The sequence below is a fragment of the Liquorilactobacillus nagelii DSM 13675 genome, from assembly GCF_019444005.1.
Taxonomy (GTDB): domain Bacteria; phylum Bacillota; class Bacilli; order Lactobacillales; family Lactobacillaceae; genus Liquorilactobacillus; species Liquorilactobacillus nagelii.
In genome coordinates, this window is the sequence record NZ_CP049304.1 from 1 (window position 1) to 19,407 (window position 19,407).

Annotated in this window: 18 protein-coding genes and 3 pseudogenes; 19 read left to right on the forward strand and 2 right to left on the reverse strand. The window is 35.1% G+C overall.

Annotation, left to right across the window (positions count from 1 at the left end; translation table 11 throughout):
* The 5 genes and pseudogenes from G6O73_RS00005 to G6O73_RS00025 form a co-directional block, all read left to right on the forward strand.
* A pseudogene (locus G6O73_RS00005) lies at positions 1-807 on the forward strand (galactokinase); the annotation flags it as partial.
* A gap of 9 nt (positions 808-816) precedes the next feature.
* A pseudogene (gene galT, locus G6O73_RS00010) lies at positions 817-2,285 on the forward strand (UDP-glucose--hexose-1-phosphate uridylyltransferase).
* Positions 2,286-2,301: 16 nt separating this feature from the next.
* On the forward strand, positions 2,302-3,288 hold the full coding sequence (locus G6O73_RS00015) for an aldose epimerase family protein (RefSeq protein WP_057885354.1): 987 nt from the start codon (positions 2,302-2,304) through the stop codon (positions 3,286-3,288).
* Between the two features lie 194 nt (positions 3,289-3,482).
* A complete protein-coding gene (gene galE, locus G6O73_RS00020) occupies positions 3,483-4,478 on the forward strand; it encodes a UDP-glucose 4-epimerase GalE (protein WP_057885355.1) in 996 nt (331 codons plus the stop codon).
* A gap of 279 nt (positions 4,479-4,757) precedes the next feature.
* Positions 4,758-5,828, forward strand: coding sequence for a 2,3-butanediol dehydrogenase (locus G6O73_RS00025; protein ID WP_057885356.1), 1,071 nt, complete (start codon positions 4,758-4,760; stop codon positions 5,826-5,828).
* 73 nt (positions 5,829-5,901) lie between these two features.
* Here G6O73_RS00025 and G6O73_RS00030 read toward each other — a convergent pair whose 3' ends face one another.
* A complete protein-coding gene (locus G6O73_RS00030; protein WP_057885357.1) occupies positions 5,902-6,084 on the reverse strand; it encodes a hypothetical protein in 183 nt (60 codons plus the stop codon).
* A 236-nt stretch (positions 6,085-6,320) separates the two neighbouring features.
* Here G6O73_RS00030 and G6O73_RS00035 point away from each other — a divergent pair, with 236 nt between their 5' ends.
* The 11 genes from G6O73_RS00035 (at position 6,321) to G6O73_RS00085 (ending at position 14,270) form a co-directional block, all read left to right on the forward strand.
* Entirely contained in the window at positions 6,321-6,791 is a 471-nt protein-coding gene (locus tag G6O73_RS00035) for a PTS sugar transporter subunit IIA (protein WP_057885384.1), read from the forward strand.
* Positions 6,792-6,811: 20 nt separating this feature from the next.
* Positions 6,812-7,117: a PTS sugar transporter subunit IIB gene (locus G6O73_RS00040; protein ID WP_057885358.1), complete on the forward strand. Its 306-nt coding sequence runs from the start codon at positions 6,812-6,814 to the stop codon at positions 7,115-7,117.
* Positions 7,118-7,147: 30 nt separating this feature from the next.
* A complete protein-coding gene (locus G6O73_RS00045; protein WP_057885359.1) occupies positions 7,148-8,557 on the forward strand; it encodes a PTS transporter subunit IIC in 1,410 nt (469 codons plus the stop codon).
* Positions 8,558-8,574: 17 nt separating this feature from the next.
* Positions 8,575-8,739 (forward strand): hypothetical protein, encoded by a 165-nt coding sequence (locus G6O73_RS00050; protein WP_157056657.1) that lies wholly within the window; start codon positions 8,575-8,577, stop codon positions 8,737-8,739.
* 145 nt (positions 8,740-8,884) lie between these two features.
* Positions 8,885-9,646 carry a DeoR/GlpR family DNA-binding transcription regulator gene (locus G6O73_RS00055; RefSeq protein ID WP_057885360.1) on the forward strand — a complete coding sequence of 254 codons (762 nt, stop codon included), beginning with the start codon at positions 8,885-8,887 and terminating at the stop codon, positions 9,644-9,646.
* 26 nt (positions 9,647-9,672) lie between these two features.
* Entirely contained in the window at positions 9,673-10,101 is a 429-nt protein-coding gene (gene lacA, locus G6O73_RS00060; RefSeq protein ID WP_057885361.1) for a galactose-6-phosphate isomerase subunit LacA, read from the forward strand.
* 31 nt (positions 10,102-10,132) lie between these two features.
* Complete coding sequence (gene lacB, locus G6O73_RS00065; RefSeq protein WP_057885362.1) at positions 10,133-10,651, forward strand: galactose-6-phosphate isomerase subunit LacB; 519 nt, start codon at positions 10,133-10,135, stop codon at positions 10,649-10,651.
* A 13-nt stretch (positions 10,652-10,664) separates the two neighbouring features.
* Positions 10,665-11,666: a tagatose-bisphosphate aldolase gene (lacD, locus tag G6O73_RS00070; RefSeq protein WP_219935186.1), complete on the forward strand. Its 1,002-nt coding sequence runs from the start codon at positions 10,665-10,667 to the stop codon at positions 11,664-11,666.
* Between the two features lie 50 nt (positions 11,667-11,716).
* On the forward strand, positions 11,717-12,619 hold the full coding sequence (locus tag G6O73_RS00075) for an aldose 1-epimerase family protein (protein ID WP_245002960.1): 903 nt from the start codon (positions 11,717-11,719) through the stop codon (positions 12,617-12,619).
* Positions 12,620-12,631: 12 nt separating this feature from the next.
* Positions 12,632-13,312, forward strand: coding sequence for a DUF4867 family protein (locus G6O73_RS00080; protein ID WP_057886672.1), 681 nt, complete (start codon positions 12,632-12,634; stop codon positions 13,310-13,312).
* A 16-nt stretch (positions 13,313-13,328) separates the two neighbouring features.
* The gene (locus G6O73_RS00085; RefSeq protein ID WP_057886671.1) at positions 13,329-14,270 is read left to right on the forward strand and encodes a hexose kinase; all 942 of its coding nucleotides are present in this window, start codon (positions 13,329-13,331) and stop codon (positions 14,268-14,270) included.
* 57 nt (positions 14,271-14,327) lie between these two features.
* Here G6O73_RS00085 and G6O73_RS00090 read toward each other — a convergent pair whose 3' ends face one another.
* Entirely contained in the window at positions 14,328-15,089 is a 762-nt protein-coding gene (locus G6O73_RS00090; RefSeq protein WP_057886670.1) for a MurR/RpiR family transcriptional regulator, read from the reverse strand.
* A 137-nt stretch (positions 15,090-15,226) separates the two neighbouring features.
* Here G6O73_RS00090 and pfkB point away from each other — a divergent pair, with 137 nt between their 5' ends.
* From pfkB to G6O73_RS00105, 3 genes and pseudogenes are all read left to right on the forward strand, one after another.
* On the forward strand, positions 15,227-16,159 hold the full coding sequence (pfkB, locus tag G6O73_RS00095) for a 1-phosphofructokinase (RefSeq protein ID WP_057886669.1): 933 nt from the start codon (positions 15,227-15,229) through the stop codon (positions 16,157-16,159).
* 23 nt (positions 16,160-16,182) lie between these two features.
* Positions 16,183-18,172: pseudogene (locus G6O73_RS00100) on the forward strand (fructose-specific PTS transporter subunit EIIC).
* A gap of 16 nt (positions 18,173-18,188) precedes the next feature.
* The gene (locus G6O73_RS00105) at positions 18,189-19,166 is read left to right on the forward strand and encodes a tagatose 1,6-diphosphate aldolase (protein WP_219935189.1); all 978 of its coding nucleotides are present in this window, start codon (positions 18,189-18,191) and stop codon (positions 19,164-19,166) included.
* The last annotated feature ends 241 nt before the right edge of the window (positions 19,167-19,407 follow it).

A 19,407-nucleotide genomic window follows, 5' to 3' on the forward strand; every position in this document is an offset into this window, starting at 1 on the left:
TTACCAGATGGAGCTGGTCTTTCATCATCAGCATCAATTGAGCTGCTGACTGGAGCTATGGTTGCAGCATTGTTTAATTTAAAAATTCCAATGTTGGATTTAGTAAATTTGGACAGAAAACTGAAAATGACTATATTGGAGTTAACTCTGGAATTATGGATCAATTTGCAGTTGGAATGGGGAAAAAAGATCAAGCAATATTATTAGATACTAATACGTTAGAATATTCATATGCTAGATTAAATTTGGATCAAAATGTAATCGTTATTATGAATACGAATAAGAAGCGAGAATTAGCTGATTCGAAGTATAATGAACGTCGTCAAGAATGCGATAATGCTCTGGCAGACTTACAGCAAAAATTATCAATCAGTTCTTTAGGCGATTTAACAATTTCAGAATTCGATCAGGCTGCTTATTTGATTAAAAATAAAGTTGAACGGCAACGAGCACGACATGCAGTTTTTGAGAATCAACGGACACTTGAAGCAAAACAAGCACTTGATAATGGTGATTTAATGCAATTTGGTCATCTGATGAACGCGTCTCATATATCCTTAGAAGATGATTATCAAGTGACAGGGAAAGAATTAGACACATTGGTACACACTGCTTGGCAGCAAAAAGGAGTTCTCGGAGCTAGAATGACTGGAGCGGGTTTTGGTGGTTGCGCAATTGCTTTAGTAGCTGAGGATTCAGTAACTGATTTTAAAAGAATGTGCCGTGTCTATCAAGAAAAGGTTGGTTATGTTCCTTCATTTTAACGTAGCAAAAATAGCTGATGGAATAGTGAGTTTAAGTAAGTAGGTGAAATAAATGGAGAGAAAGACATTAATTTCGGCTTTTGTTGAGCAAATTATTGCTAAAACAGATTTTAGTCAGTTGGATCAGATTTATTTGTATATCGGATTTTGAATTTAGTTGATGGTGTTGATAAAACAGCGATTATACTGATAAATCATTAATTGAATTGGCGGATTTATTAGTTAACCTTGGTGACACTGAACGAACTGCTGGACAAAAAGAGCTGCTAAAAACTGAACTGCTGAACTTTTTAGTACCAGCACCAAGTAAAGTTAATCAAATTTTTGGAATGAATATCAGCAACAAGGAGTTAATTCAGCTCTAAAGTATTATATCAGTTGAATCAAGCAAGTAATTATATTAAGACAGCTGAGATTAGCAAAAATAAATACTTTCGTTATCAATCAAAATATGGTGAATTGGAGATTACAATTAACCTTTCAAAACCTGAAAAGGATCCGCGTGATATTGCTCGGTTACAAAAGCTTGCTCCGACTAGTTATCCACAATGTCAATTATGTTTTACTAATGAGGGCTATCAAGGAAGAATTGGATACCCTGCGCGCAGCAATCATCGAATAATTCGCTTTGATTTGCTTAATGAGACATGGGGCTTACAATATTCACCATATGCCTATTTTAACGAGCATTGTATTTTTGTTGATCAAAAGCATCAATTAATGAAGATCGATCGATTGACCTTTAGGCGCTTATTAACTATCTTAGATATTTTTCCTGCCTATTTTGTTGGTAGTAATGCAGATTTACCGATAGTCGGTGGTTCAATTTTGAGTCATGAACATTTTCAAGGCGGTCGTCATGAATTTGCAATGGATCAAGCTAAGATTAGACAAACGATAACATTTACAGATTTTGCTCATGTTAAAGCCGGAATCGTTGATTGGCCGATGTCGGTTATTCGTTTGTCTGGAAAAAATGAGGAAGAATTAGTTGAGCTAGCTACTAAAATTCTGAACAGTTGGAAAAATTATAGTGATGAAAAAGTTGCAGTAATTGCAGCTTCAGATCACCAGCCACATCACACTATTACCCCAATTGCTCGTAAACGAGGGGCAGAATATGAACTAGATTTAGTTTTGCGTGACAATCACTGCACCAAAGAATTTCCGGCGGGTGTTTTTCATCCTCATCCAGATGTTCAGAATATTAAACAAGAAAATATTGGATTAATTGAGGTTATGGGATTGGCAATTTTGCCGCCACGTTTACAAAGAGAACTAGCTGAAGTTGAAAGGTATTTGTTACATCAGCCGAATCAAATAGCGGAAAAGCACTTGCATTGGACTGAAAAAATTTTACAACAATACGATGGTAAAATAATTGCAGAAAATGTTACGTCAATTGTCAAACAAGCTCTGGGAGCAACTTTTGTTCGGGTGCTGGAAGATGCAGGTGTCTTTAAAAATGATTCTGTAGGACAAAAGGCATTTAATCGTTTTGTAGATTATGTGAATGAATAAAAAGGAGGTAAAGCGGATGCAAGTTGAGAAAACTTTAATTGGTAATTATCAGGGACAAGATGTTTACAGTTACAAGATTGTCAATGATCAGCAAAATTATATTGAGATTTTCTCTTATGCTGTTACTTGGCATAGCTTCGTAATGAATGGCAAAAATTTGTTGGTTCATTTTGATCAGTTGGCAGATTACTTTGGTACTCCGACATATTTATGTCAAGCAGTTGGACGAGTAGCTGGTAGAATTACAGGTGGCAAGGTAACGTTAAACAACCAAAACTTTCAGTTACCGCAAAACGAAGGAGAAAATACACTGCATGGCGGTCCAAGTGGCTTTTCTTCATATAATTGGCCAGCTAAGATTATTCAAGGTAAAGATAAAGTAGAAATTTGCTTTTCTAAAAAGATTACGTCGGCTGACGATGGGTTTCCTAATGGGTTAGACGTTGAGATAATAATTAGTTTTGACAATTTGAATCAAGTGAGAATGATCTTTAAAGGAAAAGCCAATGGAACGACTATTTTTAATCCAACTAATCATGCGTATTTTAATTTGAATGTCGAGCAAGCTAATTTGAATAACCACAAATTACAAATTGCAAGTAGCCAGCGATTGGAACTGAATCATGCAAAACTGCCAACAGGTAAATTACTCGATAATTCTGATAGTGGTTATGATTTTTCAACTAGCAAAAACTTACTGAAGTCTTTAACTGAAATTAAGCAAAATGAGCTTGATGATGCTTTTATTATTTCGACAAATAAAGAACAACCGGTGGCAACCCTATCTAATCAAGCAACAAATGAAAAAATTCAAATTTTTTCTAATCGGCAAGGATTGGTTGTTTATACGGCAGATTTTAATAATGATGGAGTTTTTGATGCGCTTGCTTTGGAAGCTCAGTCGCTGCCAGATGCAGTTAATCATCCTGAATGGGGAGAAAACACTGTCTTAACAGATGGTCAAAGCAGTATCGCTGAAATAGTTTATAAATATAGTGATTAAAAATAGTTTAGCATAAGTTGTTTAAGTCAATTTCTAACCTAACTACCTTTTATTGGCAGAAACTGGTAAAATAGCCAAAGGTGGAAACTAAATTTCACTGGTTAGAATTAAATAAACTGAAAACTTTCTTGATTAAGGAAGCTGCAACTTAGCTTTTACTTTAATGAAGCTAATTGTTTAGGGAGGAATTAATTATGGCAATTTTAGTTCTCGGAGGAGCAGGGTACATTGGCTCACATACAGTAGATCGACTGGTAGATCGCGGCGTTGATGTCGTTGTTGTTGATAGTTTGGTTACTGGTCATCGGGCAGCTGTTAACTCCAAAGCTAAATTTTATCAAGGAGATATTGCAGATCAGCCATTTATGCGAGATGTTTTTAAAGAAAATCCAGCAATTGATGCAGTGATTCATTTTGCAGCTTTCTCTTTAGTGGCTGAATCAATGAAAAAACCATTGAAGTATTTTGACAATAATACTAGTGGAATGATCAAACTGCTTGAAGTGATGAATGAAGTCGGAGTTAAGAAGATTGTCTTTTCATCAACTGCAGCAACTTACGGAATTCCAGAACAAGTTCCGATTAAAGAAACCGATCCACAACAACCGATTAATCCATACGGCGAAAGCAAACTGATGATGGAAAAAATCATGCGTTGGTCGGATCAGGCATATGGCATTAAATTCATTGCTTTACGTTATTTCAATGTTGCCGGAGCAAAACCGGATGGCAGTATTGGCGAAGATCATAATCCAGAAACTCATTTGCTGCCAATTGTTTTACAAGTAGCCGCTGGTACGCGTGAAAAGCTGCAGATCTTTGGTGATGATTACGACACACCGGATGGGACAAATGTTCGCGACTATGTTCATCCATTTGATTTAGCAGATGCACATATTTTAGCTGTTGATTATTTACGCCAAGGTCATGATAGCACGGCCTTTAACTTAGGTTCATCAACTGGTTTCTCCAATATGGAAATTTTAAAGGCTGCTCGAGAAGTAACTGGCAAACCAATTCCAGCTGAATTAGCTCCACGTCGACCAGGTGACCCTGATACCTTGATTGCTGCTTCGGACAAAGCACGGAAAGTTTTAGGATGGAAACCACAGTTCGATGATATTCATAAAATCATTGAAACTGCTTGGAAGTGGCATGCTACTCATCCAAATGGATACCAAGATCGTTAATTAGAACTTGCACAATTCTTAATCGATATTAAACGCTGTTTTAAAGCTATTTGCAATCTTGTTTTTGATTGTAAATAGCTTTTTTGTGTAATTCCGTACTAAATGCATAAAAAAACATTCTTTGACTAAATGCATTTCCTTTGTAACAGTAATTTCTTTTTGTGAAACTAATAATTATAAATAAAATGATGAATAATTATTGAAAAAAGATAATCCGAGGACTACAATTAATTTACGAACAAAAGTAAACGCTTACATAGATGCAGGAGGATGATAGTTATGAAAGCAGCAAGAATTTATGGTCAAAAAGATATTCGAATTGAAGATATTGAAATTGCTGATCCTAAGCAGGACCAAGTTCAAATAAAAGTTAAATATTGCGGGATTTGTGGTAGTGACTTGCATGCTTACCTAGAGGGATGGGGGTTGCCAACACAACCACATCCATTGACGAAACGGACTGTTCCGGTAACATTAGGCCACGAGTTTTCTGGTGAAGTTGTTAAGGTCGGCAGTAAAGTTACAACACTTAAAGTTGGTGATCATGTTGCAGTTGAGCCATTAATTGCTTGTGGCAAGTGCGAAAACTGTCGTAAAGGTGATTATAATTTTTGTAATCGGGTTCAAGCAGAAGACGGAGCAGGAAATTTTCTTGGCTTTTCCGATGATGGTGGATTTGCGGAATATGCTAATATTAAAGAAATTTTTGCACAAAAAATGCCTGAAGGTCTGAGCTATGAATTAGGAGCTTTAGCTGAACCGACAGCAGTTGTTTTTGAAGCGATAAAAAAATGTGGTTTACGTGCTGGACAGGATGTAGCGATCGAAGGTGCTGGTCCAATTGGACTTTTAACAGCTCTCTTGGCTAAAAGCGCGGGGGCAAATCATGTGTTTATTATTGATTTGGCCCAAGTGCGGCTAGACAAAGCTAAAGAACTGGGCTTCAAACATGTATTAAGCCCAGCAGATGGGGATGTTGTTGCGGCGGTTAAAAAGATTTGTCCGAATGGTGTCGATGTTGCTTTTGAAGCAGCTGGAGTTCAACCGACTTTTGATACCGCACTCAAGTTAGTCAAAAGGACAGGAATTTTGCAGATTGTCGCTTTATTTGGCAAACCAATTACAGTTGATTTGACTAATGATGTAATTATGCAAGGAATTGATATCTACACAACACTTTGCTACAACAATTCTTTCCGACAAGTATTGGGAATTTTGAATAATAATCGTGAATTATTTAGTCAAGTTGTTACTAAGAAAATTAGTTTGGATAATTTGTTGGAAAAAGGTATCAAAGCCTTATCAACTGATAAAGAGCAAGTGAAGATCATGGTCTCTCCTGAAATGTAATTTGAATTTGAACGATAGATAGTTTCATTTGTAAGACTAGCATTCTTTTTAAATATGAATGTTAGTCTTTTTATTATTTCCAAAAAATAAATTGAGCAATAAAAATTGAGAATACAAAAACAATTAATCCCCAAATGAAAGTTCCTGTAAAGGCCCAAATATTTATTCCTAAGAAGATACCAATCATGATGATTGCTTCTGATTTCTGTTCTCGTTTCACCAATGATGTTGAACTTTGCTTAATTTGTTTTTTCATAATGTTAAGTCCTCCTAAAGACAAAATTTTGCTAATTAATTAAATAAGTTTGAATGAGTTAAGTAGATTTAATTACTTGTAATTTATTTTAATTATCTACAATTTCAAACAAAAAATGTTCTTTAATTGTATTGACAATTACATTGTAACCGATTACTATAGGTTTGTGAACAAAATTAAACAAAAACAATCATAATAAAACAGGAGGTGAAAAAGTGGAGACAAAGAAAAATCAGATGTTGTTCGCAAAAAAAGATGTTTTTATTTCAGATCAATCGGGGCAAAAGGGGGTATTTGAAGAAATTTCAAAAACGTTATTGAATGAAGGATTAGTGAAAAATGAATTTTTAGAAAATTTAGTAATGCGAGAAAAAAATTTTCCAACTGGAATAGATTTGTCTGTAGTTGACGTGGAATTTCCTAATGTAGCAATTCCACATACTGAAGGAGAATTTGTCAATGTACGACGTGTGATTCCAATAAAGTTATTAAAACCAATAAGATTTTTTAATATGATTCAACCAGAACAGGAACTTAAAGTAAGTTTCATGTTTATGATTCTAAACAATGATCCTGAAGGACAAGCGAATGTTTTGGCACAGATTATGCAATTCTTAACTACTACATCTAAGGAAAAACTGAAAGAATTTTTTGAAATGAAAGAAACAGATGAAATATATAACTTTTTGAATAATAATTTTGAGTAATAATTTAGGAGGAATGACTTATGATTAAAGTTTTAGCTGCATGTGGGGCTGGAGTAAACTCGAGCCATCAAATTAAAGATGCTCTAGAAACTGAATTTAAAAATAGAGGATATGATCTGAAAGCAGATGCTGTCATGGTTAAAGACATCACAGCTGATATGATTGATAATTACGATATCTTTACGCCGATTGCTAAAACTGATTTAGGGTTTGAACCGAAAATCCCAGTTATTGATGCTGGTCCGATTTTATATCGTATTCCAACAATGGCTAAGCCGGTCTATGACAAGATTGAGGCGGTTATCAAAGAAAAAGGTTTGAAGTAATTTAATTTCACTTTTTAGGAGCGTGAGAAAATGTTACAGACAATAATTCAAGTTTCAAATACGGTTTTTAAACCGATTATCAACTTGGGTGCGGCGCCGATTATGTTAATTGTTTTAACTCTGATTGCTTTGTTGTTTGGGGTTAAGTGGACGAGGGCTTTGGAAGGCGGCATTAAGTTAGCAATCGCTCTTACTGCGATTAGCGACATTATTAACATATTAACGACTGCTTATCAAGTCCCGTTAGATGCTTTTGTAAAATCGACGGGCATTTCATTAAAGATTATCGATGTTGGCTGGGCCCCGTTGGCAACAATTACTTGGGGCTCACCTTATACGCTATTCTTTTTGCTGATTATGATTATTGTAAATATTATTATGTTGGCTTTGAATAAAACAAACACACTTGACGTAGATATTTTTGATATTTGGCATCTTTCATTTACCGCTTTAATGGCGATGTATTTTGGCGCTAATTTATTAGTAGCAACTATTTTAATTATCTATATTGGTGTTTTAAAAATTATCAACTCAGATTTGATGAAACCGACATTCAACGATTTACTGGATGCGCCAGATGATAATCCGATGACTACAACACATTTAAACTATATGATGAATCCTGTTATTATGGTTTTTGATAAAATTTTCGATAATATTTTCCCATGGTTAGATAAATACGATTTTGATTCTGCTGAACTGAATAAAAAGATTGGTTTTTGGGGAAGTCATTTTGCAATTGGATGCTATTTAGGTGTTTTTGTTGGTTTAATTGGTCGTCAAGATCCAAAAGAAATTTTCACTTTAGCCTTTACTGGTGGCGTCTGCTTGGAATTGTTTAGTCAAATTGGTTCTTGGTTCATCGCTGCTGTTGAACCGTTGTCACAAGGAATTTCAGATTTTGCAACAAAACGTTTGAAAGGCCGTCGTTTTAATATTGGACTTGATTGGCCATTCGTTGCTGGACGTGCTGAAATTTGGGCAGCTGCTAACTTTTTGGCTCCAGTCATGCTGATTGAAGCATTGGTTTTGCCGGGCAATCATATCATGCCTTTAGGTTCAATTATCGCAATGGGTGTTACACCAGCTTTATTGATTGTCACTCGTGGGAAAATTATTAGAATGATTATTATTGGTGCGATTGAGATGCCAATTTTCCTGTGGGCTGGAACACTATCCTCGCCTTTCATTACTCATGTTGCAAAACAAGTTGGAGCATTTCCTTCTGGAGCAGCAGGACATCAAATTGCTGAAGCTACTAAAGAAGGTCCAATCGAACAATATTTAGCTTATTTAGTTGGTAAGGCTTCAACTGGCGAAATTTCATTTTTGATGTATGCGGCTCTTGGCTTGATTGCTTATGGTTTGATCTTCTGGTGGTATGCAAAACAAATGAAGAAGCGCAATACAGCTTATGCAGCAGCAAAAGAAGCTAAATAGTTAAGGATGTGTGATCAATGAATCGTACAAAGGAATTAAGTCGAGTGATCAATTGGGCATTAGTAGTAATTGTGATTAATGTAATAGCCATGGCTTTTCCAAACGTTATTATCAAATCGATTGTTACAATTGCAACACTTTATTGTAGTTATAAAGCGATTAATATCAAATATAAATTTTAACTTTGCTTAAAATATGTAATTAATAAAACAAAAATAAACAATTTTATTGACGCGTTTTAAACAAAGTGCTAGCATTTGGCTTATTCAAACAAACAAAAGCAAACAAATAAAAGTAAACTTAAGTCAAATGAGAGGATGAAGAAATTTGTTAAAACGCGAACGCTTAATGACTATTTTAGAAGTTGTAAATGAAAAAGGAATTGTTACTGTAAATGATTTGATTGATCAGGTGAATGTTTCAGATATGACAATTCGTCGTGACTTGGATGAACTTGCTCAAAGTGGAAAGTTAATTCGCATTCACGGCGGTGCTCAAAGTATTGAAAGCGAGGCATCAGCTGAACTTTCACATATTGAGAAAAAGGAAATTCATATTACTGAAAAAATTGCGATTGCACAAAAAGCGGCTACCTTATTAAGAAATAACGATACAGTTTTTATCGGACCAGGAACAACCCTGGAATTAATGTGCAAATATATTGAAGATGTTCAAGATTTGAGAGTTGTAACGAATAGTTTGCCAATTTTTGAAACATTAAAAGATAATCATTCAATTGAATTAACATTGATTGGTGGTACTTATCGCGAACGCTCTGGAGCATTTATTGGCGGTTTGACTAGCTCAACACTTGCACAATTTAAATTTAATCGAGCTTTCATTGGAGTGAATGGAATTCACAATGATAGCATCATGACGGCCAGTATGGAAGAAGGCAGTTCTCAGACAATAGCTTTGAATAATGCTACTCAGAAAATTGTTGTAGCTGATTATCACAAACTTAATAAGGATGATTTTTATAAATTCTATGATTTGTACGATATTGATTGCTTGATAACTAATAAAGAAGCCGGTGAGGAAAAGCTTAAACATTATCAGCAGTATACAGAAGTAATTGTTAGTGATTAAAAAATTTTAGAGATGGAGGATTAGCAATGAAAATCGCATTAGCAGCAGATAAAGCAGGATTTGAACTGAAAGAACACATTAAAAAGTTTTTGACAGATAAGGGATATGATGTCCTTGATTTAACGGCAGCACCAGCAGTGGATTTTGTTGATTCATCTGTTAAACTTGCTCAGACCGTTTTGGCTAAAAAAGCTGATCGTGGAGTGATGTTTGATGAATATGGTGTCGGCTCAGCGATGGCTAGCAATAAAGTTCATGGGATGGTTACAGCAAATGTCACTGAAGAAAATACGGCCCATATGACTACGCAACATAATGGTGCAAAAGCAATTGCTATTGGAGCTGGAATTGTTGGTCCTAAATTAGCTGAGAATATTGTAAAAGCATATTTGAGCGTTAACTATGCAGGTGGACGTCATCAAATTAGATTGGATATGCTGGAGAAAATGTACTAATTAAAAATAATTTTGACGGAGGGAATAGATAATGATTATTGCACTAGGAAACGATCATATTGTTACAAGTGTTAAAATGCAGATTTCAGATTTTTTAAAAGCTAATGGACATCAAGTAATTGATGTTGGTACCTATGACAATACTCGCACGCATTATCCAATTTACGGTTTGAAAGTTGCTGATTTGGTACGTGATGGGAAAGCTGACTTAGGGGTTGTTCTTTGTGGAACAGGTGTTGGTATTTCGACAGCAGCAGATAAGAATATTGGGATTCGCGCTGCTTTGGTTGGTGATGTTGCCTCAGCAAAATACGCTAAAGAAGAATTGAATGCTAATGTGATTTCATTTGGTGGAGCAGTTGTCGGTGAACACTTGGCAGAAGATCTTGTTGCTGCATTTTTAGATGCTGAATATCATGAAACGCCAGAAAATAAGAAATTAATTGAAAAAATTAATCAAGTTGAAGAAGATAATTCTCAACAACATGATAATCCACATTTCTTTGATCATGAGTTGAAATTGTGGTCAGAAGGATACTATCACGATTAAGGAGGGGTAATTAGTGGATGCTTTATTAATTGTTAATGAAGAAAAAAAGAAGTATTTAAAAAATCTTTCAAATGAAAGCGGTGTTATAGCTGCTTTGGCAATTGATCAACGTGGCTCTTTGAAAAAAATGCTGGCACAAGCAGCTGGAAAGCCTAGTAATGAAACTGATATCGTTGAATTCAAGAAATTGATTTCAAGTGAATTAACTCCGTATGCTTCAGCAATTTTACTTGATCCAGAATATGGATTGCCAGCTGCTGACAAAAGAGCTGCCAATGCTGGGTTATTGATTGCTTATGAGAAAACCGGTTATGACACAACTGAACCGGGGAGAATGCCAGACTTATTAGCGGATTGGTCAGCTTTAAAACTTAAAGAGGCAGGAGCAGATGCAATTAAGTTTATGCTGTATTATGACGTTGATGAACCAGAAGAAATCAATCGGAAAAAGCAGGCATTTGTTGAACGAGTTGGGGCTGAAAGTGCAGCAGCTGGATTACCATTTTTCTTAGAGCTGATGTCATATGATGCTAAGATTGCTGATACTAAGAGTAAAGAATATGCAGCAGTTAAACCGCATAAAGTTAACGCTATGATTAAGGAATTTGCCAAGGATCGTTATTTGGTAGATGTTTTGAAAGTAGAAGTTCCGGTAAATATGGCTTATGTAGCTGGTTACAGTGGAGAAAACGAAGCGGTTTATTCAAAAGAAGAAGCGGCAGAATATTTTAAAGAACAAACAAAAGCAACCAATAATGTGCCATTTATTTTCTTAAGTGCTGGGGTCAGTGCTGAACTTTTCCAAGAGACATTGAAGTTTGCAGCAGCAGCAGGATCAAGCTTTAATGGAGTACTTTGTGGTCGCGCAACATGGCGTGGAGCAATTGAACCGTTTGCCAAGGAAGGAAAAGAAGCCGGAAAACAGTGGTTGGATGATCAGGGACGAAAGAATATAGAGGAATTGAATGATGTTTTAAAGACAACAGCCAACTCTTTATTTGAAAAACTTGATTGATGCTTTAAAGAGAAGCAAACGAGTATTTTATCGAGTGCTTCTCTTATTTTTTGACAAAATTAGGGGATGGAAAAATGATTACGATCGAAAATCAATATTTTCAAGCAGAAATTGATTTACATGGTGCACAATTAACACATCTATATCACAAAAAAGCTGATTTTGATTATCTTTGGAATAACTCAGCTTGGAACAAACATGCGCCCTTACTTTTCCCAGCAATTGGTCGTTCTAATCAGGAACAATATTTATTGAATCATCATCCTTATCCAATGCCGCAGCATGGTTTTATTGCCGATCAGGATTTTCAAGTGATTAGCCAGACTAAGAGTAAAGTTTCTTTGCAGACTGAAGCAACAGCAGCAACTAAAAAGTTTTTTCCATTTGATTTTGTTTTGGAAGTAACTTTTGGTTTAACATCAGTGGGGTTAAAAAGTTTTTTTACAGTAATAAATAATTCAAAGAAAGTTATGCCATTTTCATTGGGGTCACATCCAGCTTTTAATGTACCAATAATTTCCAAAACTGAATTTTCGGATTATTATTTGGAATTTGCGGGAGATTTTGAATTACCTTTAAAAGCTTTTGAAATTATAAAAGCTCCTGCTCCATATCGCACAGGAAAGATTGAAACCTTTGCAAACCAAAAAAGAGTTCCCTTAACACATGATTTGTTTTCGAAAGGATTAAGGATTATTGCTAATCAACAAGTTAAACAAGTAAAATTGGCATCAGACAAAACGGAACATCAAATTATTGTTAAACTGGATGATTTTCCAAATGTTTGTCTTTGGACAAAAGAAGATAAAAATCTGTCGTTCTTATGCATTGAACCCTTTAGTGGATTGCCCGACATTTTGGGAGAACCTGTTGACTGGTATACCAAAGAAGCCAATTTACAGTTGAAACCAGCAAAAAGTAAACAATTGCAGTACGAATTACTATTAAAGTAAGAGGATGATTAAATGACCGATGCGAACACTTTAAATAAATTACAACAGAAAAATTCTGAATATCATATTGAACAAATTAATCAAGCTAATTTCAAAGTATATGGCAATGTATTGTCAGATTATGATTTGACAGAAGTAAAAAGTTTCTTTGCTGAAAATGTATCTTACGGAGAAAATGGAAATTCCTATAATCCATCTAATCAAGAATTAGAAAGAATTTCCGTTATTCAAAAAATTGGGAATGATATTTTTGCCGGAATGAATTTCTCAGCCGGAGAATGTACCGGTCAAGCTCAAAGTTTTTCAGCAGTTGAATATCACCAGGGCAGTGAAGTTAATATTATGTTAACTGATGTTGTAATGGTTTTAGGAAAAAGATCGCAAATTCAAAATGGTTTATTTAATGCAGCAACTGAGGCCAGAATATTTTTTATTCCAGCAGGAACGATAATTGAAATGTATAGCGACACACTGCATTATAGTCCAATTAAAGTGGAAAGCAGTGGTTTCAAAGCTGTCGTGATGGTTTTACAAGGAACTAATCAACCATTGCCGGCCGGTTTTAAATCAACTAATCCTTGGATAGTTAAAAAAAATAAGTTTCAAGCAGCGCATGCAACTAGAAAAGACAAATTAGCGGCTGGTAGTGTGGAAGGCGTTTCAGGTAAATTAATCAAATTAGAGCAAATTTAAAAAATGGGGTGAGTAGATGATTTTAACAGTAACGATGAATCCTTCAATTGATATGGCTTATGATTTATCACAATTAAAGTTAGATCAAGTTAATCGAGCTGCTAATGTGCAAAAAACAGCAGGGGGTAAAGGCTTAAACGTTACCCGCGTAATTAATCAAATGGGACAACCAGTAATTGCAACCGGATTGCTAGGTGGGAGATTCGGACAGTTTATTAATGATAAGCTAATTGAAGAAAAAATAGCTGCATCTTTTACAGAGATTGCAGGTGAAACTCGAAATTCAATTGCTTTGCTGCATGATGGCGGTAAGCAAACTGAAGTTTTAGAAAGAGGACCACAAATTGCTTTACGTGAGCGGCAGAACTTTTTGAGTGATTTCAAAGAATTATTGAATAAAGTTGATTTAGTGACAATTTCTGGTAGTTTGCCACAAGGACTTGAAGAAGATTTTTATTCTCATTTGATTGAAATTGCAGCGGAAAATAATGTTGCAGTATTGTTGGATACCTCGGGGCGTTCTTTAAAAAATGCTCTTGGGAGTACTTGCCAGCCGCTGCTGATAAAACCTAATGCAGCTGAACTGGGGGACTTAGTTAATCAAAAGATATCAGATAATGATATAACTGAAGTTGTCGCCGCACTTAAAGACCCACTTTTGGCAAAGCTTAAATGGATTTCAACATCGTTAGGAAGTAATGGGGCGGTGGTTAAATTTGAAAACAAACTTTATCGGGCTGAAATTCCTCGAGTAGCGGCAATTAGCCCAGTTGGTTCGGGTGATGCGTCACTCGCTGGTTTGGCGATTGGTATTAGTTTAGGCAAAACACCAATTGATACAATCAAAACCTCAATGACACTGGGAATTTTGAATGCTTTAGAAGCGGCAACTGGCTGGGTTAATCCTAGCAAATTTACTGAGTATTTTGAACAGGTTAAGGTCACAGAAATTAGATAAACTAATAAAAACGCTATCAGTTATTATTGATAACGTTTTTTTATACATATTTTATAATTAAAGCAGGTGATGATCTTTTTTTGTTCGAACAACATAAGAATCCATTAATATTCTGGTCATTATCTGTAAGGGTAGTCTTGATTGAACCTCGTAATCAGGAAAGTAGGTTGTTTCAGATTTAAACCCTAAAAACAATAAATCAGAAAGACCAGCTAGAGGAGAATACGAATTAGTTGTAAAAACTATTTTTGTAATTTCTTTTTTTTCTAATGACTTGGCAGCATTTACAAGTTCTTTAGTTTGACCATTCAATGAGATGAAAATCACTACACAATTGTACTTAATTTGTTTTGCGACCGTTTTAATTATGTTTGGATCAGTTTGAAGCTCGGCATATTTTCCGACTAACTGTAATTTCATTTGTAATTCTCTTCCAATGGGTTCAGAAAGACCACGTGCAAAGATATACACCATTTTAGAGTTTTGAATTTGTCTGATTGTATCTTCGACTATTCCAATTTCTAAATTTCTTAGCGTATTATTTAATTCAATTTCGTTTTTAAGAATAACGGATTTTATTTCATTATCTGCTTGAGATAAAATTTGATATTTTGGACCGTTTTTTTCTTGACTAAGAATTTGATGTCGAAAAGCGGTATATCCAGAGTATCCTTTTTTTTTCATCGTCCTAACAATTGTAGCTGTAGAAACATTAGCGTATTCACTAAGTTTTACAATTGAGAGTTCACTAATCTCATCAATATGATTTTGAATAAAAGACCAAAGATATTCCTCAGCATTGCTTAATTTCTTCTCCATAGCTAATCCTTTCATGTAAATTGTAAAGTATTTTCGGATTTTACCAAATTATAGTATATAAAAGAAAACATTTTCAAAATATACTATTTAAAATAGAAAATGTAAGGAGTAGATAAATAGAGAAAGGAGAGATTTGAATGATTTATACTATTACTCTTAATCCAGCAATTGATCTTTTTATTGACACCAAAAAGCTGGCAGCAAATAGTGTCAATCGAACTAACGGATATGATCTACAAGCTAATGGAAAAGGAATCAATGTTTCTTTTATTCTAAATAAAATTGGGATTCCAACTACAGCTACAGGAATAGGAGGCGGTTTTACTCTTGAATATATTAAGAATAAACTTCAACTTAATCATATACCATATTATTTTACCAAAAGTCAAGGACTAACTAGAATTAATGTTTTTACCAGAGTCAAAAGTGAAAACAAGGAATATAAATTAGTTAATCCTGGACCAGAAGTAACTTTAGCTGAACAAAAAAAGTTGTTAACTTATTTCAAAGAAAAATTAAAAAAGGACGATCTGATTTGTATTTCAGGTAGTTTCTCTACTGGAATTTCTCCTGACATTTTACAAGACTTTGCTAAATTAGCTGAACAGAAGCAAACAAAATTGGTCATTGATACTAGTTATCAACAAGTTATGGATATTTTACCTTATCATCCGTGGATCATTAAGCCAAATGAAGATGAAATCAAAAAATGGTTTAGTCTGACAGGTCAGGTTGATCAGAAACAATTAGTGAAATTAGGCAAACGGTTAGTTACTAAGGGAGCTCAAATGGTACTGATTTCTTTAGGGTCAAAAGGAGCTTTGTTAATAACCTCAAGTAAAGTTTTTTATGGAAACGCTCCTAAGATTCAAGAGCTGAATACAGCTTGTGCAGGAGATTCAATGCTGGGAGCGTTTATTGGAAATTTAATTAATCAGAAAGGTTTGGAAACAGCGTTAAAAAAGGCGATTGCAGCTGGTAGTGATGCTGCTAGACAAGAGTGGATCACTAATTTTATAACTGCTAAAGAATTGGAAAAACAGATAAAAATCGAATCAAATAATATCTAATTTTTTAAAAGGAGGTTTTAAAAATGGCTAAGTACAAAATTATTGGGGCTACAGGCTGTGCAACTGGAATTGCCCACACTTATATGGCTCAAGAAGCACTGGAACAAGCAGCAAAGAAAATGGGAATGACAATCAAAATCGAAACTCATGGGCAAACAGGGATTGAACATACATTAACTTCAGATGAAATTGCCGCTGCTGATGCAGTAGTTGTCGCTTCTGATATTAATGTTGATGCAGATAGATTTGCTGGTAAGAAAGTGATTATTGTCCCAGTTGCTCGGGCAATACGTGAACCAGATAAATTGATTGAAAAAGCTTTATCAGCAGAAACACCAATTTACAAAGCAAATAAATCTAGTAGTAGAAAACCACATAACTCAGATAGTTCTGCAACAAATGAGAGTGTAGTTACTAAAATCTATACATCATTAATGAATGGTGTTTCGCATATGCTACCACTGGTTGTAGCAGGAGGAGTTTTGATTGCTGTTTCATTTTTCTGGGGAATTTATTCAGCGGATCCTAAATCTTCTCAATATAATCAATTTGCCTATATTTTAAATACAATCGGTAGCACAACAATGAATTTAATGGTACCAGTTTTATGTGCCTATATTGCAGAAGCTATTAGTAAGCGTTCAGGTTTAATCGTAGGTTTCGCAACCGGGATGATTGCTTACAATTACGGTACCGGGTTCATTGGTGCAATTGTTGGTGGCTATTTAGCAGGATATATTGTTATTTTATTACAAAAACTCCTAAAGCCAATTCCAGACAAAGAATTCCGTGGCTTAAAAGCAATTTTTCTTTACCCCGTTCTAGGTGTTTTTATTTCCGGTTTAATTATGTATTTAGTTTCGGCGCCGGTTAAAGCTGCTAATCTCGGTATGATGGACTTTTTAAAGGGAATGCAAAATGCTGATCCCATTATTTTAGGAATCATTATTGGATGTATGTGTGCGTTTGACTTTGGTGGCCCCGCTAATAAAGCAGCTTATTTAACTGGTACAGCCTTATTAGCGCAAGGAAATTATTATTTTATGGCTGGAGTATCTGCCGCGTGTATTGCACCACCTTTAGCTACCGGATTTGCAGTTTTGATGAATTCAAAAGCATATTCTAAAAATGAGCGCAGTGCAGGTTACGTTAACTTTCTTTTAGGCTCAACTCATATTACTGAAGGAGCAATTCCGTTTGCTGCTAAGAATCCGTTTTTAAACATTCCGGCATTTATGGTGGGCTCCTCAATTGCAGCCGTTTTGTCCTATATGTTCAAAATTAGTGACCCAGCTCCTCATGGCGGTTTCATTATTCTGCCACTAGTAAATCATCCATTCTTGTGGGTATTATTCATTTTAATTGGTTCAATCGCTTCAGGAGCCTTACTAGCACTAATCGCTGGTCGGCAATATAGAAAGCATGGTGGTTTGGTTGAAAGCGCTGGTGGAATGGATTTGATTACTGGAGTAGGTTCAGTTGACGAAACTTTTTCAGAAAAGGTTGATGAAAAGCATCAAACAAATATTATAGAAAAAAACAATAGTAATTTGAGCGGAATTTTGAATCATAGAAATGTTTTTCTAAATGTAACAGCTAAAGATCAGCAAGAAGTTTTACATTATTTAGCCAAACAAGCTGTTGACTTAGGTTTAGCGAGTTCAGAAGATTCAGTTTTTGAAAAATATATCAAGCGTGAACATGAAGGTTCTACTGGGATGGAAAATGGAATTGCAATTCCACATGCACAGGACACATGCACAGGATGATACGATCAAAAAATCAAGCCTTTTGATTGTTAGGCTGAAAGATCCAGTAAATTGGAATACTTTTGATGATAAGCCAGTTGATACGATTATTTCATTCTTGATTCCGCAAAAAGATAATGGAACACATTTGAATTATTTATCAAGTACCGCTAAGCTTTTACTGCATCAGGACTTTGTTGATCGGTTAAAAGCTAGTCAAACAGGTGACCAAATTGTTGAACTTTTCAAACAATATAAAGCATAAGATGGGATGGGAAAAAATGAAAAACGATAAGAGAGAATTTTTAAAAAATCTTTCAAATGAAAGCGGTGTTATAGCTGCTTTGGCAATTGATCAACGTGGTTCTTTGAAAAAAATGCTGGCACAAGCAGCTGGAAAGCCTAGTAATGAAACTGATATCGTTGAATTCAAGAAATTGATTTCAAGTGAATTAACTCCGTATGCTTCAGCAATTTTACTTGATCCAGAATATGGATTGCCAGCTGCTGACAAAAGAGCTGCCAATGCTGGGTTATTGATTGCTTATGAGAAAACCGGTTATGACACAACTGAACCGGGGAGAATGCCAGACTTATTAGCGGATTGGTCAGCTTTAAAACTTAAAGAGGCAGGAGCAGATGCAGTTAAGTTTATGCTGTATTATGACGTTGATGAACCAGAAGAAATCAATCGGAAAAAGCAGGCATTTGTTGAACGAGTTGGGGCTGAAAGTGCAGCAGCTGGATTACCATTTTTCTTAGAGCTGATGTCATATGATGCTAAGATTGCTGATACTAAGAGTAAAGAATATGCAGCAGTTAAACCGCATAAAGTTAACGCTATGATTAAGGAATTTGCCAAGGATCGTTATTTGGTAGATGTTTTGAAAGTAGAAGTTCCGGTAAATATGGCTTATGTAGCTGGTTACAGTGGAGAAAACGAAGCGGTTTATTCAAAAGAAGAAGCGGCAGAATATTTTAAAGAACAAACAAAAGCAACCAATAATGTGCCATTTATTTTCTTAAGTGCTGGGGTCAGTGCTGAACTTTTCCAAGAGACATTGAAGTTTGCAGCAGCAGCAGGATCAAGCTTTAATGGAGTACTTTGTGGTCGCGCAACATGGCGTGGAGCAATTGAACCGTTTGCCAAGAAAGGAAAAGAAGCCGGAAAACAGTGGTTGGATGATCAGGGACGAAAGAATATAGAGGGATTGAATGATGTTTTAAAAACAACAGCCAACTCTTTATTTGAAAAATAACATCAATTTTAAATTTTAAGAAGCTAACGACAACAAATAACGTTGATGTTAGCTTTTTTCTGATTTAATTTGATATTTTAAGTTTTTTGCTTAGAATGGAAATGTCAAAAAATTTGTGTAAATGGAAGTTTACATCCTCTGTAAAATTAATTTCTTAATCGAAGAATGATTCAAGTGTATCTTTAACTTGACAGAACTCTAGGTGAATTCTTGCGAAGTTTTATTCTTCGTAAAATAGAGT